The following is a 21,091-nucleotide window of genomic DNA, read 5'->3' as shown; positions in this document are numbered from 1 at the left end:
CCTTTGTTCACACCTCTTTCGACGCACCACAATGTTCGCAGGCCGGCAAGAGTCCGTAGCGGATTGCTCCACAGCTGTCACACTTCTCGAAGAGCGCGGTAGCACAAGCAGGACAAGTGTAGGGCTCGTCGGCCACGTTGGCGATCGGTTGCGACCGCTTGCGGAGACTCCGTGTCGACCAGGACATGAACTTGAGCGGGCCACGGCGTATTGGAAACTGACACACGGGGCAAAAGAATGATTCATAAGCTTCACGCGACTGTTTGAGCCGTGCATCTCGACTGGGCTCCGCCACCATCTTCAACAATCTCGCGAGCAGAAAGCCAATCACTACTAAGGAAGACAAGATGAGTACGTACTTGAAATAATCGGCCGGAAAGTATTCGTGCATCACCAGAAATACTTTTGCCAGTAAGGCTAAGTCCAGCGCGCAGATCATCGCCACGTAATTGCCGTTGCGATACTTAGCAAACAGAAACCCACCCAAAATCAACAGCGGGGTCAACACGCCAATTTTGATCGCTGCCAGTCGCCAATCATGTTTCCGCTGAAGTTGCGAAAACTCTTCCCTCACAGGCTTCAAGGCAGTATCGAGTCGCTGGCGATGTAGTCGCTGCTGTTCCTGCAGGTCGGCTAGCTGCTCTTGTAAAGCAGAAAGCGATTCATTGTATTCTTGATCTTGCTTTTGATTCTTCAGGAATAATTGCTGGCTCTCTGAGAGAGCCTGTTGTTGTTCTTCCGGAAGATCCGCTTGTCGCTCGATGCTGATTCGCAAGAGCTCAAGGAGTTGATTCAACGTCTTCTGCGAACTGGCCGTGCTGTCGCGTAGGAGCTTCTGCCGCCGCTGAACATTGTCAATTTGCCTCTTAACTTCGGTGATCGAGGTTTCGATTTCCTTCCCAGCAGTGCGCAGCTCCGGATCGATGCGGGCCGTCTCAAACTCATTCCAGTCGGGCCCCGGCAATCTCCCAATATCTCGAAGCACAAACCCAAGCAGCCAATAAATCAACAACGTTAGCAAGACACTAAACGCCCCGATCAGCACCCGCTGCCACCAGGTCCCCCGCCGCTCATTCTCCTTAGCAATTGTTTGCACAACTCCACCTGACGCCAAAAACTGATCTGCTGGTCATCTCCCGGCTTGTACTAATAGTCGTCGCTTGCAATGTCCTCCCGGCAGAGAAAAAAGTCAACCAAGAATATTGGTGCACGTAGGGTGGGTAAGACACAGCCCGCTACAAGCTCAATTCCCTAGACCACCCAATCAAAGAAATCTCTTGATGTGGGGTCTTTCTCGCCTTCTAGAACCACCGACTCCACTAACTCGTCTCCAAGCTCCATCTGATCTCTCGCCACAGGGCGGAAATCGGACAAGAACTGACTAGAAGTACCATAGACTTGCCATCTCCGCCACATACAAAGAGTAGGCTTGGCCAGATCCTGGCTAGGACAGGCGGCCACGATTGCGGTTTTAGGCAGCGAAAGTAAAATGATAGACATCCCGGTGTTCTGATATCCGATAACTTTTGCAACACGATCGCACATAACGAATCCGAATAGTGGGAGTGACCAGACTGATTGCAAGACGCGCGGGGTCGACCCTGTGTTGCTGATTCTAATAAGATAAGAGTTCCTTTATGGCGCAAAGATCACAGTGGCTACTAGCCACCAGTCTAAGCTTGTTCTTTGCGCTGAATGCCTCAGCCGATCCTCTGCCGGTGTCTGGATTGAAGGTATCCGAGCTGGACGTATTTGATGCGACCATGCAGAACTTCATGCAGCTCAATGGTATCAGCGCAGGTGTCGCTGCAATAATGAAGGATGGGGTTCCCGTGTATCGTAGAGCTTTCGGCTGGCAGGATGCGGCGCAAGCGACACCTCTCGGCCCGGACGCGGTCTTTCGATTAGCGAGCGTCACGAAACCACTAACGGCAGCTTTGGTTCGCAATCTCATCGCAGATGGAATGCTGAATCTGAACGATCGCGTCTTCAGCCTTGGCACTCCTGGTACGGGACTCTTGAACTACGTACCATTCGGGACGCCGGATCCTCGCTTGCAGAGTATTACTGTGGATCATTTATTGCGTCATCGAGGTGGGTGGGATCGGAACACCGCTGGACCAGGGGGCACATACCTCGATTTGACCTACCTCGAACAGCAAGTCGCATCTGACATGGGTCTATCCACCCCGCCCGGTCGCGACGCCACGACTCGGTGGATCATGGGAAAACCGCTGCAGTTCAATCCAGGTGCCCTCGATCGGTACTCCAACATCGGCTACCTCTTATTGGGCTTGATAGCGGAGAGCGTTATCGGAAAACCCCTCATTGACCAGCTCCAACAAGATCTTTTTGCCCCATTGGGTGTTACCGCCGAGAAAATTGTCGCTGGGCGCACATTCTCTGAGGATCAAGATAGCCGCGAGCCCTACTATGATTCTGCCGGCTCGATTTCGTCAAACGTATTTTATCCCGACCACAGTGCTCAACCTTTTGTCCCAAGCCCCTATGGCGGTTGGGATCACGAAGCTCGCATAGGGCAAGGCGGGGTTGTTGCCGATCCGCTAGCAATCTTGGAATACTTGGACACCTATCAAGTGAGCGGCGATGCCATTGGTGGACCTCGACCTGCGCCAGGCACCTGGAGGTGGAATCACACAGGCAGCCTGAGCGGTGTGCAGACGCTGGCGAGACAAAGAGGCGACGGAATCAATTACGTTGTATTCTTTAACAAACGCAGTTCGAGCAATTCCTACGCCAGCCAAATACGCAGTATCTTCGATGGCATCTTCGATACGGGTCAGATTGCAGCCTGGCCATCTACTGATATTCGCGATGTGGATAGTTTTCTGAGCGCGGACTTCAACACCGACGGTTTGGTCAATGACGAAGACCTCTCCTTCTGGCAACTTGCTTACGCTGACGGTCGCTCGTTCGGTGACGCCGATGGCGACGGCGATTCTGACGGGCAAGATTTTCTTGCGTGGCAAAGACAGGTTAGCCTCAGTTCCATGGCAACCATCGCCTCTCAATCCGTGCCCGAGCCAACAGCACTGCTCCTCCTAGTCGGAACATTATGCCTATCCGCAAGCTGCTCACGAGGGTGACCGTTTAACTATTACCGCAGCCTCACCGAATCGACGACTGGCTACCAACAACATCCCCACAGTTCCAAGCAAGGGAAAAGTCGAGGGCTCGGGAACGCTCGTTGCCCCGGCAATCGTAGTTGGCGTTGTACCGTAGTTCCCTTGCCAATTGGTCAGATCCCCGACGCTCGGGTCGCGTTGCCATGCCAGAAAGTCGGCGCCGTCTACGTCCAAATCGCCATCGAAATCAGCGTTGTCGTCCAGAAAGGTCGTCGGCGATCCCGCGTTGATCCAGGCCGTGTACCAGGAATTGGCAACCGCTTCAGAAGCCTCTTGAAACAAGACTTGAGTGATCGCGCCGGTATCGTTCCACATGCCTGAGTAGTACTCCTCGGTCGGAAGCCCTGCATAGAGATCGTCGGCGGCCAACACATCTGCGACGAAGGGGTAATACAGGTCGATTCCGTCGAAGACGAAATCGAGAACTGACGTCAGATACTCGGCGCTGGTCGGAGAAAAAGTCAACTCATCGAGGTGTCGCACAATCATTTCCCCTTCGTAACGAGCATGAATCCCACCGTTGCCGGTATACTGTCCGTTGTAATTCCTCGTAAGATGAAACGGGTTGTGCAAATCTTCGATGTAGTGCGCTTGTGCCGCCGCAACATCCAAGAGTTCTATCCAATCGTTCCCATCTACAGCAGCAGCCATCTGATCAGAAAGCGTATCAATATATGCAGCGAACGTCCAAGGCGCGGTCCCTTGAGACTGAACGTGCGATTCACCATACATCGCAACCACGTCGTCATAATCGCGCGGAAAGTTACCCTCGAAAAACGAAGGATAGTTATCGATGTCAATCCAGTGAGACCCAGGAGGCTCCGACGCTGCCTGCGCGCTCAAATAGTCACCATGCTCATCAAAAAACTCTCGAAGTGGTTGAGGAAGATGTTCAATGGCCCCCGCAGTAATATGCGAATGCCCGTGAGTCCACCAAGCTGCTGCGGGTTGCGCGCTGAAGGTAAGCAAGGCGCAAAATGCAAGTCCACTTAGGCATGGCCGATGTCGGCTTTCGTTGCAATAAGGGATGCCTAGCATGATGGTCCTTTGGGCCGACATTTCCCTGCAGGATGAGTCTGGAACCGCTCCAAGCTTGCCGTGCCAATCATTATAGCAAGCAGTGTCCTCCGTCCAGAACTGGCATTTTACTGCATACCTTTGCCCCACCCAGTCTCTAGCCGCTTTCCTCTGACCAGCGCCTTGCGCCTTTTCTCCCATTGGCCCAACAATCGTTGCAGAATTTCACTCCCCAATCGCGAATACCGCAATCCCTGGCAGCGCCCAACGGTGGGCTGAGCACACGAAATGTAGCCGCCATGCGCCCGCCAAGTAGAGCTCGGCAAAGCGGAGCGATTTTTCCAATTCGTTCCAGAAAAGGTAAAAACGGAGGAGAGGTGAAACGGTGCGGGTCGAATATCCGTGTAAACTGAGAACCGTTCCATTCTCTTCACGAAGGCCAATCTTACCAAACAACTAATTCGTGAATGCCTCGGTCATTTTGGGATTCACTTCTGGATTGGCAATCCAGTACTGCTTCCACTTTTTTTCTGTTCGTTCTATATCCTCTTCTCGGTCTCTTCGAGCCATCCGCTCATGAGGGGTCTCATCAGAGTTTAGGAGTGAATCGAATACAGAATCTACGAAGAATTCGCCGAAACTTGAACTCGTCTGGCAACCTAAACTGGTCAAGCACAGCAAGACGACAAGAAACAACCGAACCAACAATTGTCTAACCTCTAACTTCCAGACGATAGCGCATTCTATCTGGCTAATGGCTAACAACTAATCGCTAATCGCTTCTTCCTACCCCGCCATGCGATCGATCCGATTGCTCACCATTGGTTCGACAAACTCGTTTGCCGCGCAGTGGTACTGCATCACGTAGGCATCTTCGGGGGAGTCTTCGTAGTAGGACCGCAACACATTGGTCGCGCGAAAACCGACTTGCTTGAAGAAGAGCTGGGCCGCGAGGTTGGTTTCGCGGACTTCGAGGGTAATTCGTGTGCGACGCTGGCTGGAGAGCTTGCCTTCGAGCTTCTCGGCCATTTGCCGACCGACACCGCGCATTCGCATGCTGTCGGCCACCGCAAAGTTGAGAATGTGCAACCGCGTCTTGTGCAGCTCATAGATCATGAAGCCGACAACCCGTTCGCCTTGCTCAGCGACCATGCCGATGCAATTGCGTTGCCGCAGGCAACGGATGAAGTCTTCCTCAAACCAGGGGAACTCGAAGCTTTCGCGTTCGATCGAAAGTACCTCGGGCATATCGCGCCGAATCATCCAGCGGATATGAACACGAAGCTGCTGTTGTTGACTATGACTCATCGCGGCTTCCTTCCGTGTCAGCCTATCGGAAATCAGATTTTGCTGATTGAGTGGTGTGCTGGCCTCGTCCTGTGGGGCCGTATCCAAGGCTTTCAAGCAAGCAACCCAATCACAGAGTTTGCCCAGCCAACCTTCAGAAGGCTTCCCCTTCTGAGGCATCCAAACACTACTCTGAGGATTGCGACCATCCTGCCGCATCATTCCACCGCCGCATCGTGCTTCTTGGATTAGAACTTCTCGACGAGTGGAAAAGGAAATTACCAAATGCCTCCAAATCTGCCAAGCGAGAAACTCGGACCGCAACCGACCAGCCCGAAATATTCGCTAGCGGGTAGGCCAAATTGACGTCCTGGTGCAGAAAAGTTCACCCAGAGCACCACCGGTTGTAAGGGTTTATCCGGTGGCAGCAGCTAGACCAGTAAAGAACTCACAGAAGCCGCCGGCGAGTCTCTGGGGTGGCGTCTCGGACTCCAACGATGGGGTAAAGTTTGGCGAGCAGAGCAGGGAATGATGGAGTCCAGGATCTAGCATGCCTTCATTTCCAATAGGCCCCCTCCAATAAGACAGCCTGAAGTCTGAGCCCCAAACAAGAGAACACCGCAGCCTCCCATAGCCTCCTATTTTGACCCACAGCTAGATCGCCAATCCCTTGCCATGACCTCAGCTTTCGAATCTTCCACCGAGCCAGCCACGCCGCCAAAATCCGACGCAATTGCGCGACGCGAGTTTCGCCTGTTCAAGTGGGGAACGATCTTGGCCTTGGCATTGGGATGTGCCTGGCCACTGACGCTGAATTTGGTGGATCCCGATCTTTGGGGCCATGTGCAGTATGGACAGGACTGGCTCGCCGAGGGCCAGTTGCCGCGCACCGCGACGCACACCTTCACCGCGGAAGGATTTCGCTGGATCAATCACGAAAACATCGCCGAGCTTGCTTTGGCATACGGTTACGAAAACGTAGGCGGACCTGGCATGTTGGTTGCAAAGTGCCTGATCGGGATGGCCGTAGTGCTATCGATGGTTTGGATCGCCACGCTCCGAGGCACGAATCCCTACATTGCGTGGGTGTGGATGCTGGTCGTAACGACCAACTTGCAGCCATTCTTCCTGCTCCGCCCGCAGTTGCTTAGCTTTGTGTACTGCGCAGTCACGCTCGTACTCCTGGACCGCGCATTTTGCCACTGGCAACAGCGACGCGAAGTTCGCTGGGGACTGTTGTGGTTGTTGCCTGTGGTGGTGGCCCTCTGGGTGAATTCCCACGGTGGCTTCCTCGCGGGACTTGCAATTATTGGCGCCTACTTGGGCGGGCGAATTCTCGAACTCTTGCTATCGCATCCCTCAGCCGGACCGCCACGCGGTCCGGGAATGCTGGAAGCAAGTGTGCCCCCGGCTGAGGCATCACGTCTCGCCCTTAGCAATATCAACCGGTCGAAGGTGGCTCTCTTGGCATTAGTAGGAGTCGCCTGCCTCGCTGCGACTTTCGTCAATCCCTACGGCCTGGAAATGCACCGCTGGTTGGCCACATCGCTTAGTCAGCCGCGCCCCGAAATTACCGAATGGCTTGCGCCTCATCCTGGAGATCCCGTCTTCTGGCCCTGGCTAACGATGATCACTATCGCTGGAGTGAGTCTCCTGGCAAGTACTCGGCGCCGCGATTGGGTCGAAATCGCTATTCTGCTGTTGGTCGTCTGGCAGTCGGCAATGCACCTGCGGCATGTTGCATTTGTCGCGCTGCTGTGTGGCTACTGGATCGCTCCCCATTTGCAATCCGCATTGGGCCATTTGTTGCCAAGTGGTGCCGCCAAGGGCGGTTTGGTGGCGCTGAGCCCTCGGATGCGGCGAGGTGCAGTCGTTGCCCTCCTGGCAGTAATCGCGTTGCAGAGTTTCGCGATTGACGAGCGGCTCAAGAGTTTCCCCGTCGATCGGGGCCGCTACCCGGTCGATGCGCTGCAATTCATGGCCGACCGACAACTCGATGGCCGCCTGGTCGCCTCATTCAACTGGGCCCAGTACGCAATTGCGGCGCTCGCTCCCGACGTAACACTGGCCTTCGATGGTCGCTACGACACTTGCTATCCGACCGAGGTGGTCGATATGCATTTTGATTTCTTACTCGGCGAAGCCGATGGCAAGCGATGGCGAGGACCCGACTCGGGTCCGATCGACGGCACGCGGGTACTGAAGCATGGCGACCCCGATTTGGTGCTGATCGACCGCCTCTACGACAATCCCCGCAACATCATGCAAGCCGAAAGCGAGAAAACAAATCCCCAGTGGGTGCTGCTCTATCGCGACCGCGTGGCGGAATTGTGGGGCAGCAGCGATCGATTCAACGACCCCACCAGCCACGACTACCTGCCGCAGGAACTAAGAGTCCAAGACCCCGGCCCCCGCGATGGTGCGGTCCCTTGGCCAGCCCTACCCATCCACATCACTGGCAACCAACTTGCCAGTGAGCGACCGCAAACCCCGGCAAACGACGCACAACTTTAAGTACTGCAATCATTCATCCCAAAAAGAAATAGGCCGCGGAGAAACGCGGATTAAGCGGATCCACACGGATCAGAAGAGAACATATTCCCAGATCTGCGAATATCAGCCTAATCCGCGTTCATCAGCGTCCTATTTCTTAATTGATTCACCGACACCTAAACCAACACGAATCACCATGGCCAACACACTCGAATCACTCACGCTCTTTTCCACCAAGCAGCATGACAAGGCTGCTCCACAGGTACCCACCAGCGACACCGAATACCTGAAGCGGATGGAAACGATGCTCAGCGAGGCCGAGTCGACGCTGGCCACGGCCGACGCGATCTCCACGCTGCCTGCCAGCAACAAGCGTAAGAGAACGTCACTCGCCGTGTCGGTGGTAATTCCCGTCTACAACGAGCGCGACACGATTGTCGAAATTGTCCGACGCGTACAAGCCGCCGAGATGCACACCGAGATCATCATCGTCGACGACTACAGCCTCGACGGTACCCGGCGAATGTTGTTGCAGCTTGCCCAGGAACCCGACATCGAAGTGCTGATGCACGGCTACAATCGCGGCAAAGGTGCCGCGCTGCGAACCGCCTTTGCCGCGGCCAGCGGCGACGTGATCCTCATCCAGGATGCCGACTTGGAATACGACCCAAACGACTATGCCAAGCTCCTGGAACCACTAGAGCAGGGAACCACCAACGTAGTCTACGGCTCACGTTTCCTGGAGGGCGCCCAGCAAGATCCTTCGCGTTTGCACCGCTTTGGCAATTGGCTGCTCACCGCTCTCTCAAATCGACTCACAGGTCAAAAACTGACCGACATGGAAACCTGCTACAAGGTTTTCCGCCGCGAGTTGCTCGACGAGTTTTCCCTCGAGCAAAACCGCTTCGGTTTCGAACCCGAATTCACCGCCAAGCTCTCCAAGGCCGGCGAGCGCATCACCGAAGTCCCCATCCGCTACGATTCGCGCAGCTACGACTCCGGCAAAAAAATCGGCCTCCGCGACGGCCTCAACGCCCTCTGGTGCATAGCCCGCTACGGCTGGTGATCGAGCACGCCCAAAACACGGACGAAGAGTCTCAGACCAACGAACATCTATACACATCTTGCCAGGCTAACGTCACTGCAAGCTAAGTTGTTTCAACTTGAGTTCAACAGAGTAAGGAATCTGGAGTTGCCGATCATCTCTCATGTGCTCCTGAACAACGGCCTCGAATTTTGCATGACGTATGAGCCCTAAGTCCTTGTCGAATTCTATTTGGCGCTTACCCTCAAGCATCAATCGAGGGGGCTTTTGTTCTCCGAGGGTGCTGAATTTCCGAAGTGCTGAAATCTTTGCGAGCGACTCCGTTTCTTCTTCAATCGAGTAATCTATTTTATCGAGCGTAGCGCAATCTTCTCCACGCAATCGAGTCACTTGGGAACGTTCTTCCACATCGGTGCTCTTCGGAGTTGAACTTCCCTGAGAGTATTCACTCTCTGATCCATAAGGCCGACTAATAGGGGCTATTTCAATGTGTCCGAAGTCCATTGCAACCCAAGCAGGTTCCACCGCACCGCTAAGCTCCTCAAAAACCAATTTGCCCAGTTGTTCGTAGCAGAGCGGCAAAACAATGTTTCCTTCGTAGTCAGAGATCTCTCCCATGTGATTAACATCAAATGAGCCTACTACGGTTTCAGGGAATCGCTTGGCTTCCAGAAGGAGCGAAGGAGAAAGTGTGCTGATAAATCGATTCTGATTCGACGTTCGTCCCTTGATCTGTTCCCACTTGTAAATTACACGGTACCGATTGGTGGCAGACTCATTCCTCTTGACTTTGACCATGGCTACAGACCGTACCACCTTCTGGGCGAGGTCAGTTCCGGACAAGGCACCCCTCTGAGTTTCAGAAGTTGAGTAGACATTGAGTCCCGACAACAGATGTCGCACCTCAGCGACAGGAACTGCGATTCCAACTTCGTTCACGCGAATGCCTGAAAACAAAGCGATTGCGATCCCGATCACTGCGCCAGTGTCATCTACAAAAGGGCCACCACTATTTCCTGGGTTGATGGTGGCATCAACTTGGAATCGCTGCTTGCCAGATCCCAAGTCCTCCACTCCACCAGTTACAGTACCGCTATTGATTCTCACACCTGTGCCCAGCAAGCCCGGAAGGGGATAACCAATAACACGAACTTGCTGCGCCAATTGAATCTCGTCCGATTGAGCGAGCGGCAGAGCAGGAAGACCGTTGGCCGAGATTCGCAACAATGCCACGTCTCTTAAGCGGTCGAAAGCCACAACATCCGCGCTATAAGTATCTTCACCTATAACAATACTTACTTCTTCTGCATCCTGCACGACGTGCGCACAAGTTGCCAAGATACCATTGGACGAAATCACAAAAGCAGTGCCCGAACCCAAGGCCTCTTCATCGTGGGGTTTCGCATCAGCCTTTATCGAGAAACTGAGTTCTCCCGCAATCGAGTAACTTCGAGGTCCATTGTTTGCACGAAGGACGAGATCGTAAACAAAGCGACGCCCCTTTTCCAATCGATAGGTGAAGGGAGTGGTCGTACTGACCGGAACGAGATTCCCCAAAATCTTGGATGAAAAGAGATTAGCTGTATCAGTAACGTCTGCCGTTCTGGGATCAAGGTTGGATGAGGCAGTTGGTACTTCCGTGTGCGTCAACTGTTTCGCCTGAGAATTTGCCAGAGAAGGGCTACCACGCGAAAGCATCGAACCAAGCAGCACCGCACCACCGAGAATCAACAGCAAGAGTAGAGCAATCCCTCCGAGATACAAACGGTCCGCGTGCTTGGATGGAATCAACAGCGAAAAGAGTTTGCCTCCCCGAAAAGAGACATCGTAAAAATTGTCGGCATCCGACTGCGACTTACTTCGCCCGGAAAGTGAACTCTGGTTCGAGTAGAATTTCCGATGGCAACCTGGGCAGTTGATCTTTGATTCAGTCTGCGAACTACGATATCGCAATTTTGAATTGCAATAGGGACAAGTGACCGATCGGTAGTGCATGGCAAACTACTCCAAAGCTCCTTGGTATTTACCAACCTAAAGTCTAATCAATCGAATCAGAAATTGCGATTCTTTCTGGAGTAGTTTTCCAGACGTTTTTGCCTCGCAGCGAGTACGCAGTCGCATTTCAGCAGAATGAGAGAAAACCAGTGACTCACTGATCACAAATCACACTCCGATCTTTGTGTCTACTCCCCGTGCGCCACATATCGGCTTGCCCAGCAGGCGCTTCGTAGCAAAGCGGCCACAGATCGCCGCTGGAAGCCCATCCCGTCATTCCCGCGCAGGCGGGAATCAGTCGCTAGGTTGACCTACCGAATCCAGGATCCTCCTGCGTGCTTTCCACACCAATCCCCGTCTTTTCTGACTAGCGCCTAACAACTAGCGCCCAGCGCCTTATCACCTCCCAGCCATTAGCCGGCGGTTGAGCGCAGCAACACCGCCGGTTCGAGTCATTCACAGGCCGCTAAGCATCCTCAGCTTGACTGCGCGAATCGTTCATAGCTGCGGGCGTGGAAAAAGACCTCTGCGGCGAAGGAACCGTTCAATGTTTGCGAAGTTGATACACCCTCTGCGATTTAGCGGTTCTGCCTTCTGCAACCTACTCCGGAATTCGGATGTAAATCTGGTCAAATTCGTCCTGAACGGAGGGAATTGGCTCTTTAGGAGTCAGATTCATAACCAAGTCTTTCTCCAAGTCACGCACCCGATACTTCCAACCCTCTGGCAACCGCTTAAATTTCTCACCCAACGTAGCCAACTCATCTGTCGGAATCTTGTGTCCCTGCAGCACGTAAACGTGGCCTTCGGCGTCAATGATTTCATACACTGGTTTGCCGGCGTCCCATGTCAGGTTCTGATATTTGGCAGGATTGAATACCTTGTATTGGGCGATCTTAAGCGTGCCGGGTGGAAGATGCGCACCGAACACCATATCGATGCCCGCCACCTCGACTGGCTTAGATGCCATGACACCAACTTCGTCCATCGACCACCATTGCGGGCCGTTCTTGTAGACCGACTCGGCCCCGAATTCTTTCGCGAGTGCTTCGACGTCGAGGTTGTCCCACCATTCGAGGTTGGCGGGGGCTAACGGCGACGTGCTGTAGATGTCGTTGCCTACTTCGCCATAGTTGAACACCAGCTCGCAGTATTGATAGCCGCGCGAGTCGGGCAGGGTCTGCAACGTGAGCGTCATCTGCTTTCCCTGCCCGGTGGTCATCTCGACCTTGGCTTTATCGGCCTCAGCAGATGTAGGACTCGCCGTCTTGCTTTCAGAAACCGAAGAAGATTTGGAGTCATTAGCCGACTCCTGTTTGCAGCCGCCCGCTGCGACAGAAAAGGAAAGCAAAATGATAGCGATGAAAGAATTCGGCACTTTCATGGTTTGGTTGCTCGGTGTGTTTCGAACTGTCCTTTGGTGGTGTAATGGCCCTTAGGGAAGTAGGGCCCCATAACTTCCGCTCCGGTACCCGGCTTGGTGATGTTGTCGGGCCGTTGTTTCCAGGTTGGACTGTTCCCCATGATTCGCAATATGAGCATACCAAAATCAGAGCGGTTGCGGGGATCGCGGAGCCCTTCGCCGCGTGGGCTCCATTTCACCCAGGCAACACCGTTTTCGTGCGTTGCGTTACTGGGGCGATCTTCGGGCCGGCTGACGACAATCGTGTAGTTGCGGTCCTCGTCCAGCGGAACTTGAAAGTCAGTCAGCCCGTCAACGACTTGGCCACTGGGCACCGCCTCACAACTAACGAGTGACCAGTACTGTGTTTGCCCGGCTGGCATGGTCGCAGCCCCTTGGCCGTCCTTCCCCGCATAGGTATTGGGGAACGTGGGCATTTTTCCCTGCATGACATACACCGGTCCATAGTGGCGGGAAAGGTAGGTCACGAGATAAGGCCCCTCTCCACCTCCCTCCATCGCACCTTCGTAGGGAGTTTTTGCTCGTTCCTCCGGCGACTTGAACACACCGACCACCGAGTATGCGATTGTCCAAAACTTCTCCCACTGAGGTGGGTTTCGCGCGGGTGCAGTAGCTGGGGTCAAACTAGGGTCGTTGTCCTTTGCATGCACGAGTTCTTCCCACTGATCCGTTGTCATCGGCTGCTTCGTTGCCTCCGTAAACGGCTTGGCAAACTGCGACACCACATCCTCGGCGGGTAACTTGCTTCCATCCGCGAGTTCTGCATCGTAGCTCGGCAGGCCCCTCTTAGCATACGGAATGGTCGGCGGCCCCCATCCGGTACCGTCTTTATTCTGGTCAGGCAGATAGATTCGGATCACTGCCTGGATGTCACGTCCCTCAGTGCCAACGTACAGCGTATTTTCGGGGCGACTTGCTGAGTCTTGCGGCGGATCCTTTGCTATGACATGAATGGTAAAGCGTCTCTCCGACCTCAATCGATCGGCACCTACCCGAAAGGGATTGGTCGAGCCCGAGTCGGGTACGATATCCGGGCCCCGCAATGATTCTCCCATGGCAACAAACGTGTTGTGCTCCCACTTGTACAGCGCAAACTGGAAAAACCTCGCGTAGGGAAATTCGCCGCGCAGCGTCATGGAACTTCCCGCTGGCATGCTGAATCGTCCCAGAAAGTAGGTCGATCGCATGTCGGGCCACAGGTTCGGATTCTGAATCGGTTGAGGGTTTTCTAAGTAGTTCCAATAGACCCAGCCTCTGGGACCCTGGAACAACCCGTCGTGGCCATACCGCTCGTCCGTGCGAATAGTGCTCTCCAGAGATCTGTCGCCGAACCGAACTGGGTAAGGCGGCACAATCAAGGGATGCCCCGGGGCCCCCTGAGTCTGCGCCGAAGCGCTCGATGCCACGACGGCAGCAAGCAAGATCGAGGTCACACCAATGCGTTTAAGTCTGCTATTTTGCCAATTATCCTGATGTTTGCTCATTTCGATTTCCTTAACAACGCTTGCCCAACTACCCTTGCGTCCTGGTATTATTTGACCAGCTCCGGGTCAGGAGGCGTCCAGTTTCCCTCGATGATCTGCCAGCCAGGAAGATAGCAGCGGACAACGTAATTCCACCCAGCAGTGATCGGCAGATAGTTAGCGGACGATGGATCTCCGCCAAAATGAATGGTCACCGTGCCATCATCGTTGCGTTTGGCCGTGACGCTGTTAAACGAGTACGCATTAAGGTCATTCGGCGTGAAGAACCCGTCCTTGTTATAGACAGTAACCGACCAAAATGCTTCTACCGGCACATCCTTAGCCATCGTTAGGGTGTAGGCAACCTTGCCATCGTTTTTCTCCGGCGTAAAGCTGAAGTACATCGCTCCACGCTGTGGGTTGCCTCCCCAACCAGCTGCGGAGCCAAGCAAGTGCTCGATGGGGTCCACCTCGCCACGACGCCCAAAGGCATCGGAAAATCCATTCAACTTCATGGCCATCGCGTTGAGTTGCTGTCGCGTCTCAACCAGAGACTTCTCATCCCAGTCGGGAACCTGCAACTTGCCGGGCGACGCTTGCTTTACTTGAATCGCGTCTTGCAGCGTGTGTGCTTTCTTCATGTCTTCCGCACTGCTCGGGTCGGCGAATGTGCGGACCAACACCATCGCATAACGCGTACCGACCGAGTCGATAGTCAGCATCACGTCACCGGCGCCGTTTTTTAGTACCGGGTTGTACTCGTCCTGGTCGATTACGAGCAACGATTGAAAGCGGTCCTCGGAGTCGGGCATGGTGACAGTTACTGGCGAGACCAAGTCGTATACGCCAAACGAGTAAAGTGTGTCGCGATTACCTCGGATGGTGACCTGATCTTGGACGGAATAGGGTTCCCGCATGTGCAACAGCTTTCCGACGCCACCGGCTTTATCGGCGTAGCTCTTGAATTGCCGGTCTGTCTCCGCTCGGGCGTAGTTGAGTACGTTAACCGGATCGCCAGCAAACGATACAGATGATGCAAGGCAGAGAAAGAAAACAGATGTCAATCGTGCTAAAGCCATGACACACCCTTACGTGAATTAAACAAAAAAGCCTAGAAGCAGCCAACTTCTGGATAAGCCCGGTTTATAACTTGTCGAAGTCAACTGTCTATTGTTGGGGAGATTTTCAATCTGACGATAGATGCCATCCATGGCAACTCGAATCTGCGTTTTGCCGTAAACACCGAAATCACGAATCAACCTCCGAACTCCTGCAAAATCATCGTCCTAAGCTGCATCGTGGTGTGGCCGTCATAGGTGATGCTCTCCCGCTGTATCGCTTCACTTGTCCGCTGCTACGCCGGCGAAACGAAAAAACTCGAAAACCCCATCCCATTGTAGCACGACTCTCCGAGTCGTAACTAAGAACCTATCCAATCCCAGAACCGACTTTGCTCAAAAGTAGCTTGGGGCTCGGACCCGAGATTTAGAGCATTCGTCCAAACGGGACGGGGTCCCATTCTACGTTTTGGGATAGGCACTAAGTACCAGATGCGACTCGGAGAGTCGCGCTACATTAGATCCCAAGCCCCTTCCGGTCACTCACGTTCGCGGCTGGCCAATGATCGCTGCGCGGCTGTTTTTGAGATGGCCCAAAAATAGTTGTGGAAATCCCTCGCGACATCTAGATAATGGGGCTTGCGATAAGTGATGGAAACTTACCAGCGCCCGCAAAGCATTGCGGGATTGCTCGCGCTAGGTCCGCGCGCTGGAGGAGTTTGGCGGTTTGGACGAGCAAGGAGCGGCCAGTTTGGTGGGGTTCTGTTTACAAAACCTCGCCGCTCCCGAGGCAACGTGATTCGCGCAAGTCGTGATCCGCCAACGAGTTGAAGCCCAACGGACCGACCGATTGAGAGGGGGTTTTGTTTTGTAGAAAAAGTTTGCGACAAAATGTACGCCGACAAAACCCCACCTGCGGTGCGCAGGATCAAAAAAGATTCGTGAGCTTTCCACTCACCACCAACCACAGTCCACCAACCTCTATCCCCAGCTCTTTGACAATCGAAAACGTTCCTACCATGCACGAAGCTGCGTCGTGGCTATGGATCCGGTCTAATTGCTAGCGCCTAGCGCCTTCCAACCCCTTCTCCGCCGTCTCGGTCGTTGCGCTTTTCTCCACCGGCACGAGCTTCAGCGAGTCGATCATCTGGCGCTCGGCATCGGCGAACTTTTTGCCTTGGGAACTTTCCAGCGTCACCGAGAGCGACAACCGCGGGCAATCGTCTTCGGCGACCAGGTAGTGGCGCCATTGGATCGGCACCTCGTTGACCGTCCCGTTGGCGATCACGCCGAGGCAGTGATACCCGAGCGGGGTTTCCCATTCGGTCGAGGCCGACACGGTTTCTAGTTTGTCCTTGAGTGCGTCGCGGACGTCCCGTTCGAACTCGTCGAGCGCTGTCTGCCGTCCTTCGCTCCGCGGTGGCAATACGGTCAGATTGCAATGCGCGGCCAACTGGTGATCGTGCAGATAGCGAAACGAAAACATGTCTCGCTGCTCGGCCGTGATGTACCAGGCAGGGTCGTATTCAAAACTGAAACTCCCCGAGGTCGATTGATATACTAACTTTCGCTCCAAGGGCTGACGAATCTTCCCCGCAACTGCGGCGACCTCGTCGGGCATGCTGAACGACTTGGCGCGCGGCTTCAACGTGACAAACGCCTTGGCCACCACGTCGAGCCCGGGGACGATCTCAGTACTCTTCCGCGATTCCTTGATCGCCAGGTTGAAGGCCGTGATCCGCTTCTCGTCCAAGTGGAACAGATACGCTCCACGCAATTGCAACTCGGTTGGCGCACCATCGACCGTACCATCCACGGTGCCGGCCAGGCGAAGCTGGACTTCGCGCTTGTTCAGTTTGGTCACCACACTCGAGACATCGCAAACCGCCACGTGATCCATTGCCAACAGCGACTGCAACGTCGCCTTGTCGTGATCCCAACTTTCTCCTTCGGCCATTTCCTTGCCGGGCAGCAATTGGTCGATGGCAAGTGAGTTGGCGACGATATTCACCAGATCGAACTGCTCGCGGGTAAGCATCTGACCTGTGGCGGCCAAAGTATTCTCACCGTCGCGGATTTCAGCGAGCAGCAACGCATTATCGGCAGGCAACTTGCGGTCGCTTGCTTGTTCGGCGACTTCGATGTGGGCCTCCGCTTGATCGTATTGCCGCACCGACCGAGCAGGCTGCTGCGAATCTGCGTCCCAGGCAATGATTTTCTCGCGGTAGGAAAAGTTACCTAACACTTTCAGCGGAAGCTGTTTTTCCTCTTCCTCGCCGACGACAAGCATTTCGCCCCCCACCTCGAGTTTGACGGTCACCTCCGTCGTAGTACCCGGCGAGATCTCAGATTTGAGCAAATAGGTCGCCCCCTCCTCGGCCAACAGGGAAGTGGCCTGAACGGCGAACAGCAACAGGGTAAGAGCGGCGCGCATAGACGGTGAACCTCGTTAAGCGAAGACAACAAATACGGTTGGAATAGAGCAGTCAGATGCGGCGGAGTGTATCGGTGTTTCCGCGCCGGGAACAGAACATTTTGGCGGTCTGGGGGCTTTGGCACCTTGTTCTTTGGACAGTTCTCTGCCACCCAGGTCACAGAGGACTTTGCTGGAGATCCGCCAAAAGCCCGAAAAGAAGCCCCAAAAGCTGCAATTGTAGATTTTCCAAATATTTCATAACTTGTTTGCTACCAGATACTTAGATGGTCATGAGTGCCGCAACAATGTGGAAAATACTCGAATGTCCACGAACTTTCTATCGACCCAAAACGACTAATATGCGTACAAACTGTAGGCCAGAAAGGGGCTAGCAGACTGCCCGAACGGGTCAAGAATGCTAGCCATCTGGCGAACTGACAGAGAGAGCAAGGAAAGAGAGGCTGCGATTCAGCCTGAATGAATAAGACGTTGTGGGCGAAAGATTCGCACGGAACACCACATCAAAGTGCATCACGCACGCAGACCGCGCTTGGAAACAGAGAAGATTGGGAAGAGGTGGACCATGCATACTGATTATAAAAGCCCCGCAATACGATGGTATCGCGATGCCCAACAACAGGCGTCGCGCACCGATATGCTTACGCACATTGAAACTGCCGAAAGGCTCATTGCCAGCATCGACGCCGAGGCGACCTACCCTGCGGCGGAGGTCTTGTCGCAAATCGACGGGCGACCACTCCCCGAAGCGGGCAATCGCAAGATTTCCGGCACCGACCTGCTCAACGATCTCCGCCTGTTGGTGGAAGATATGTCCGACATGGTCGAGTTGGCAGCTGAAGCCGTCGGCGAGCAAGTTTTCACGGTCGAAGAACTCGCGAAGCAATTCAACGTCTCGACCAAAACCATCTCGCGTTGGCGGGCTCTGGGTCTGGTAAGCCGTCGCCTGGTGTTCGATGGTCGCAAGCGAGTCGGATTCCTGCGCAGCAGCGTCGACCGGTTCGTCAAGAACAACGCCGAGCGTGTGGAGCGCGGTTCGCGCTTCAGCCAGCTCTCCGACAACCAGCGCGAAGAGTTCATTCAACGAGCCCGTGAGATGGCCCAAGCCGGTCAAGGCCAGGGCGAAATCTCTCGACTATTGGCCGAGCGTACCGGACGCAGCGTGGAAACGATCCGCGCAGCCCTGCGGACTTTCGACACGGAAAATCCCGACGATGCGATCTTCCCCGCCGGCAGCGGTCCACTCACCGACGTGCAGAAGAAGAACATCTTCCGCGCCTACCGTCGTGGTGTGTCCGTGGACAAGCTTTGCCGCGATTACAATCGTACCAAGACCACCGTTTATCGTGTGATCAACGACATGCGAGCCGAACACATCAAAGAGTTGCCGTTAGACTACATCGACAACCCACGATTCTCGCGCAAGGGTGCCGACAATGCCTGCTTGGGACCGATGCCCGAAGCAGAAACCGCCACGCGCAAAGCACGGCGTCCCTCGGGCTTGCCTCCCTACCTGGCGAGTCTCTATGAGATGCAGTTGTTGACCCGCGAGCAAGAACAGCACTTGTTCCGCAAGTACAACTACCTGAAATACAAGGCGAACAAGCTCCGCGACACGCTCGATTACGAGCATCCCAAATCGACGCTCATGGACGAAATCGAGTCGCTGCATGAGCAGATCGTCGACTTGAAAAATCAGATCGCCCGCTGCAACTTGCGGTTGGTAGTCTCAATCGCCAAACGGCACGTGAAGCCTGATCAGAATTTCTTTGAGCTGGTGAGCGATGGCAATTTGTCCTTGCTGCGAGCGGTGGAGAAGTTCGACTTTGCCCGCGGCAACAAGTTCAGCACGTATGCCAGCTGGGCAATCATGAAGAACTTCGCCCGCACGATCCCCGGCGAGTATCGCCAGCGCGATCGGTTCCGCACGAGCTACGACGAACTGTTTGACGCAACTCAGGAAAAGCGCGCGAACCCCATGGTCGAGGAGACCTTGCAGCAAGATCGTGTCTCGAAGATCCAACGGGTACTCGGCCGTCTTGACGAACGGGAACGTCAGATCATCGTCGGCCGATTCGGCCTGGACCACTCCAAGGAACCTCAGACCTTGAAGCAGGTCGGCGAGGAACTGGGCGTCACCAAGGAACGCATCCGTCAGATCGAAGCCCGGGCGCTCAACAAGCTGCGACTCGCAGCCCAAGAAGAAAAGATCGCGTTGGAAATCTAATCACCTCCCAAGCTAGATTTCCGACCCAGCCCCGACCATCCCCCTATGGTCGGGGCTTTTTTTGTTGATCAAGCGACTCCAAGTGGCAGCCCTGCAGAAGAATTCTTGATAAGCCAGGTAGTAGCCCTCGCAACAAATCATGAAGTGGCTTGCAATCTTGTCCTATGTCTTGCTTAATAGGGAATTGTCTCTCGCAGAGGCACTGAGACAGCAGAGTAGCAAACCCGAAATCTCTGCGCCTCTGCGTCTCCGCGAGAAACTATCATAAATGGTGCTAATGACCGCGATGGTTTGCCCCCGCGAAGCGAGTTCGATTGCATGGCACGGAACCAACTGCCCAATTTCTTGTTGTTGCAAGTCCGAAATCAAGACGATCATATGCGCGAGCAAGAGGTCGACTGTTTTGCCCGAGCCCTCACCTGCTCAAGGCAGAGCATCGAACGCGTTGACCTGCTTCGCGCAAATCCCACCAAAGCCGACCTTGATCGAGCAGACATTGTTCTGCTGGGCGGCAGCGGGGACTACTCCGTCACGGATGAGGGGCCCTGGCTCGAGCGGATTCTCGATTCACTGCGGCAATTGGCCGATCTGGCGAAGCCTACCTTTGCTTCGTGTTGGGGATTTCAAGCCTTCGCTCGGGCACTCGGCGGAAAATGCATTCACGATCCGGCCCACGCGGAACTGGGCAACGTCGAGTTAGGATTGACGGTCGCGGGCCAAACCGATCCCCTGTTTGGACAGTTGCCGCACAGTTTTCTGGGCCATGCGGGACACGAGGACCACGTCGTTGCACTGCCACCCGGTGCAGTCCTGCTGGCTTCGACTCCGGAAGTTCGCAATCAGGCGTTTCGCCTCGCAGATTTGCCCATCTATTGCACGCAGTTCCATCCAGAACTCGATCGCGCAGGCTTCTTGCAACGCGTGGAGGCCTATCCCCGATACGTCGAACAAATTGTCGGCATACCGTATGGCGAATTCGCCGCGACCTGTCGAGAAACGCCAGAAGCAAATACTCTATTAAAGCGATTCGTTGAGCTTATCGGGTGACAACTACACATCCAAATTCTTCACATCCAACGCATGCTTCTGGATGAACTCGCAGGGGTTCAACGTTGTCGCCCAGACAGTCACTTTGGTTTCTTGCTTTGGCTGGCTGTCGTTAACTTTCTCATTCGCACTCTACCATACTCGATAACGCTGAAATTCCCGGACCAATCGTCGCGACTCTGGAGAACCTCAAACGTATGGTTGCTATCAGATTGCGGATTGTTCCCTGCTAGGCGAATGAGGACTACTCCACAATCCGAGGTTAAGCCATAGCGAAAAGCAAGTTCGCCGAAATCCTTGTCATGCGTAACTACAATGATAACGTCCTAATTATTGCGCAGATTGTTTGGGCAGCCCCTGCTTGGTAGGAATTGGATTGTTACGATTCATTCCCCCAAGCGAAGGAGACTGCCACGATGGCGAGTTTAACAGGAAGTACTGAAAACGGAAGCATGG

General features: G+C 54.4%; 15 protein-coding genes. 5 read left to right on the top strand and 10 right to left on the bottom strand.

Annotated features, from left to right (window positions below; genetic code table 11):
* Positions 1–7: 7 nt before the first annotated feature.
* Both Pr1d_RS02385 and Pr1d_RS02380 read right to left on the bottom strand, forming a co-directional pair.
* Positions 8–1,096, bottom strand: a complete 1,089-nt coding sequence (locus Pr1d_RS02385; RefSeq protein WP_148072024.1) for a hypothetical protein — start codon at positions 1,094–1,096, stop codon at positions 8–10.
* 155 nt (positions 1,097–1,251) lie between these two features.
* A complete protein-coding gene (locus tag Pr1d_RS02380; RefSeq protein ID WP_148072023.1) occupies positions 1,252–1,500 on the bottom strand; it encodes a hypothetical protein in 249 nt (82 codons plus the stop codon).
* A gap of 137 nt (positions 1,501–1,637) precedes the next feature.
* Between Pr1d_RS02380 and Pr1d_RS02375 the strand changes: the two genes are divergently transcribed.
* A complete protein-coding gene (locus Pr1d_RS02375; protein WP_148072022.1) occupies positions 1,638–3,107 on the top strand; it encodes a serine hydrolase domain-containing protein in 1,470 nt (489 codons plus the stop codon).
* On the opposite strand, the gene Pr1d_RS02370 is transcribed toward Pr1d_RS02375, so the two are convergent.
* Positions 3,096–4,184, bottom strand: a complete 1,089-nt coding sequence (locus tag Pr1d_RS02370) for a PEP-CTERM sorting domain-containing protein (protein ID WP_210417863.1) — start codon at positions 4,182–4,184, stop codon at positions 3,096–3,098. The genes Pr1d_RS02375 and Pr1d_RS02370 overlap by 12 nt on opposite strands.
* Positions 4,185–4,949: 765 nt before the next feature.
* Entirely contained in the window at positions 4,950–5,630 is a 681-nt protein-coding gene (gene rimI, locus Pr1d_RS02365; protein WP_238476619.1) for a ribosomal protein S18-alanine N-acetyltransferase, read from the bottom strand.
* Positions 5,631–6,125: 495 nt separating this feature from the next.
* On the opposite strand from rimI, the gene Pr1d_RS02360 reads away from it, so the two are divergent.
* Together Pr1d_RS02360 and Pr1d_RS02355 are read left to right on the top strand one after the other, a co-directional pair.
* Positions 6,126–7,964: a hypothetical protein gene (locus Pr1d_RS02360; protein ID WP_148072020.1), complete on the top strand. Its 1,839-nt coding sequence runs from the start codon at positions 6,126–6,128 to the stop codon at positions 7,962–7,964.
* Between the two features lie 175 nt (positions 7,965–8,139).
* A complete protein-coding gene (locus Pr1d_RS02355; protein ID WP_238476618.1) occupies positions 8,140–9,009 on the top strand; it encodes a glycosyltransferase family 2 protein in 870 nt (289 codons plus the stop codon).
* A gap of 72 nt (positions 9,010–9,081) precedes the next feature.
* On the opposite strand, the gene Pr1d_RS02350 is transcribed toward Pr1d_RS02355, so the two are convergent.
* The 5 genes from Pr1d_RS02350 to Pr1d_RS02330 form a co-directional block, all read right to left on the bottom strand.
* On the bottom strand, positions 9,082–10,983 hold the full coding sequence (locus Pr1d_RS02350; RefSeq protein WP_148072019.1) for a S1C family serine protease: 1,902 nt from the start codon (positions 10,981–10,983) through the stop codon (positions 9,082–9,084).
* A gap of 601 nt (positions 10,984–11,584) precedes the next feature.
* Positions 11,585–12,367, bottom strand: coding sequence for a hypothetical protein (locus Pr1d_RS02345; RefSeq protein WP_148072018.1), 783 nt, complete (start codon positions 12,365–12,367; stop codon positions 11,585–11,587).
* Positions 12,364–13,890: a hypothetical protein gene (locus tag Pr1d_RS02340; protein WP_148072017.1), complete on the bottom strand. Its 1,527-nt coding sequence runs from the start codon at positions 13,888–13,890 to the stop codon at positions 12,364–12,366. The genes Pr1d_RS02345 and Pr1d_RS02340 overlap by 4 nt, the downstream gene beginning before the upstream one ends.
* A 47-nt stretch (positions 13,891–13,937) precedes the next feature.
* A complete protein-coding gene (locus Pr1d_RS02335; RefSeq protein ID WP_148072016.1) occupies positions 13,938–14,948 on the bottom strand; it encodes a DUF1214 domain-containing protein in 1,011 nt (336 codons plus the stop codon).
* A gap of 1,039 nt (positions 14,949–15,987) precedes the next feature.
* On the bottom strand, positions 15,988–17,361 hold the full coding sequence (locus tag Pr1d_RS02330) for a hypothetical protein (RefSeq protein ID WP_148072015.1): 1,374 nt from the start codon (positions 17,359–17,361) through the stop codon (positions 15,988–15,990).
* A gap of 565 nt (positions 17,362–17,926) precedes the next feature.
* Between Pr1d_RS02330 and Pr1d_RS02325 the strand changes: the two genes are divergently transcribed.
* Both Pr1d_RS02325 and Pr1d_RS02320 read left to right on the top strand, forming a co-directional pair.
* Positions 17,927–19,588 carry a sigma-70 family RNA polymerase sigma factor gene (locus Pr1d_RS02325; protein WP_148072014.1) on the top strand — a complete coding sequence of 554 codons (1,662 nt, stop codon included), beginning with the start codon at positions 17,927–17,929 and terminating at the stop codon, positions 19,586–19,588.
* A gap of 318 nt (positions 19,589–19,906) precedes the next feature.
* Entirely contained in the window at positions 19,907–20,635 is a 729-nt protein-coding gene (locus Pr1d_RS02320) for a type 1 glutamine amidotransferase (RefSeq protein WP_238476617.1), read from the top strand.
* Between the two features lie 80 nt (positions 20,636–20,715).
* Here the strand turns inward: Pr1d_RS02320 and Pr1d_RS26590 are convergent, their stop codons facing one another.
* Complete coding sequence (locus Pr1d_RS26590) at positions 20,716–20,952, bottom strand: DUF5615 family PIN-like protein (RefSeq protein ID WP_390622080.1); 237 nt, start codon at positions 20,950–20,952, stop codon at positions 20,716–20,718.
* Between the last annotated feature and the right edge of the window lie 139 nt (positions 20,953–21,091).

It is taken from the genome of Bythopirellula goksoeyrii (genome assembly GCF_008065115.1).
Taxonomy (GTDB): Bacteria; Planctomycetota; Planctomycetia; order Pirellulales; family Lacipirellulaceae; genus Bythopirellula; species Bythopirellula goksoeyrii.
The sequence above is the reverse complement of the archived record's forward strand: the minus strand, read 5'-3'. Positions and strand labels throughout refer to the sequence as shown.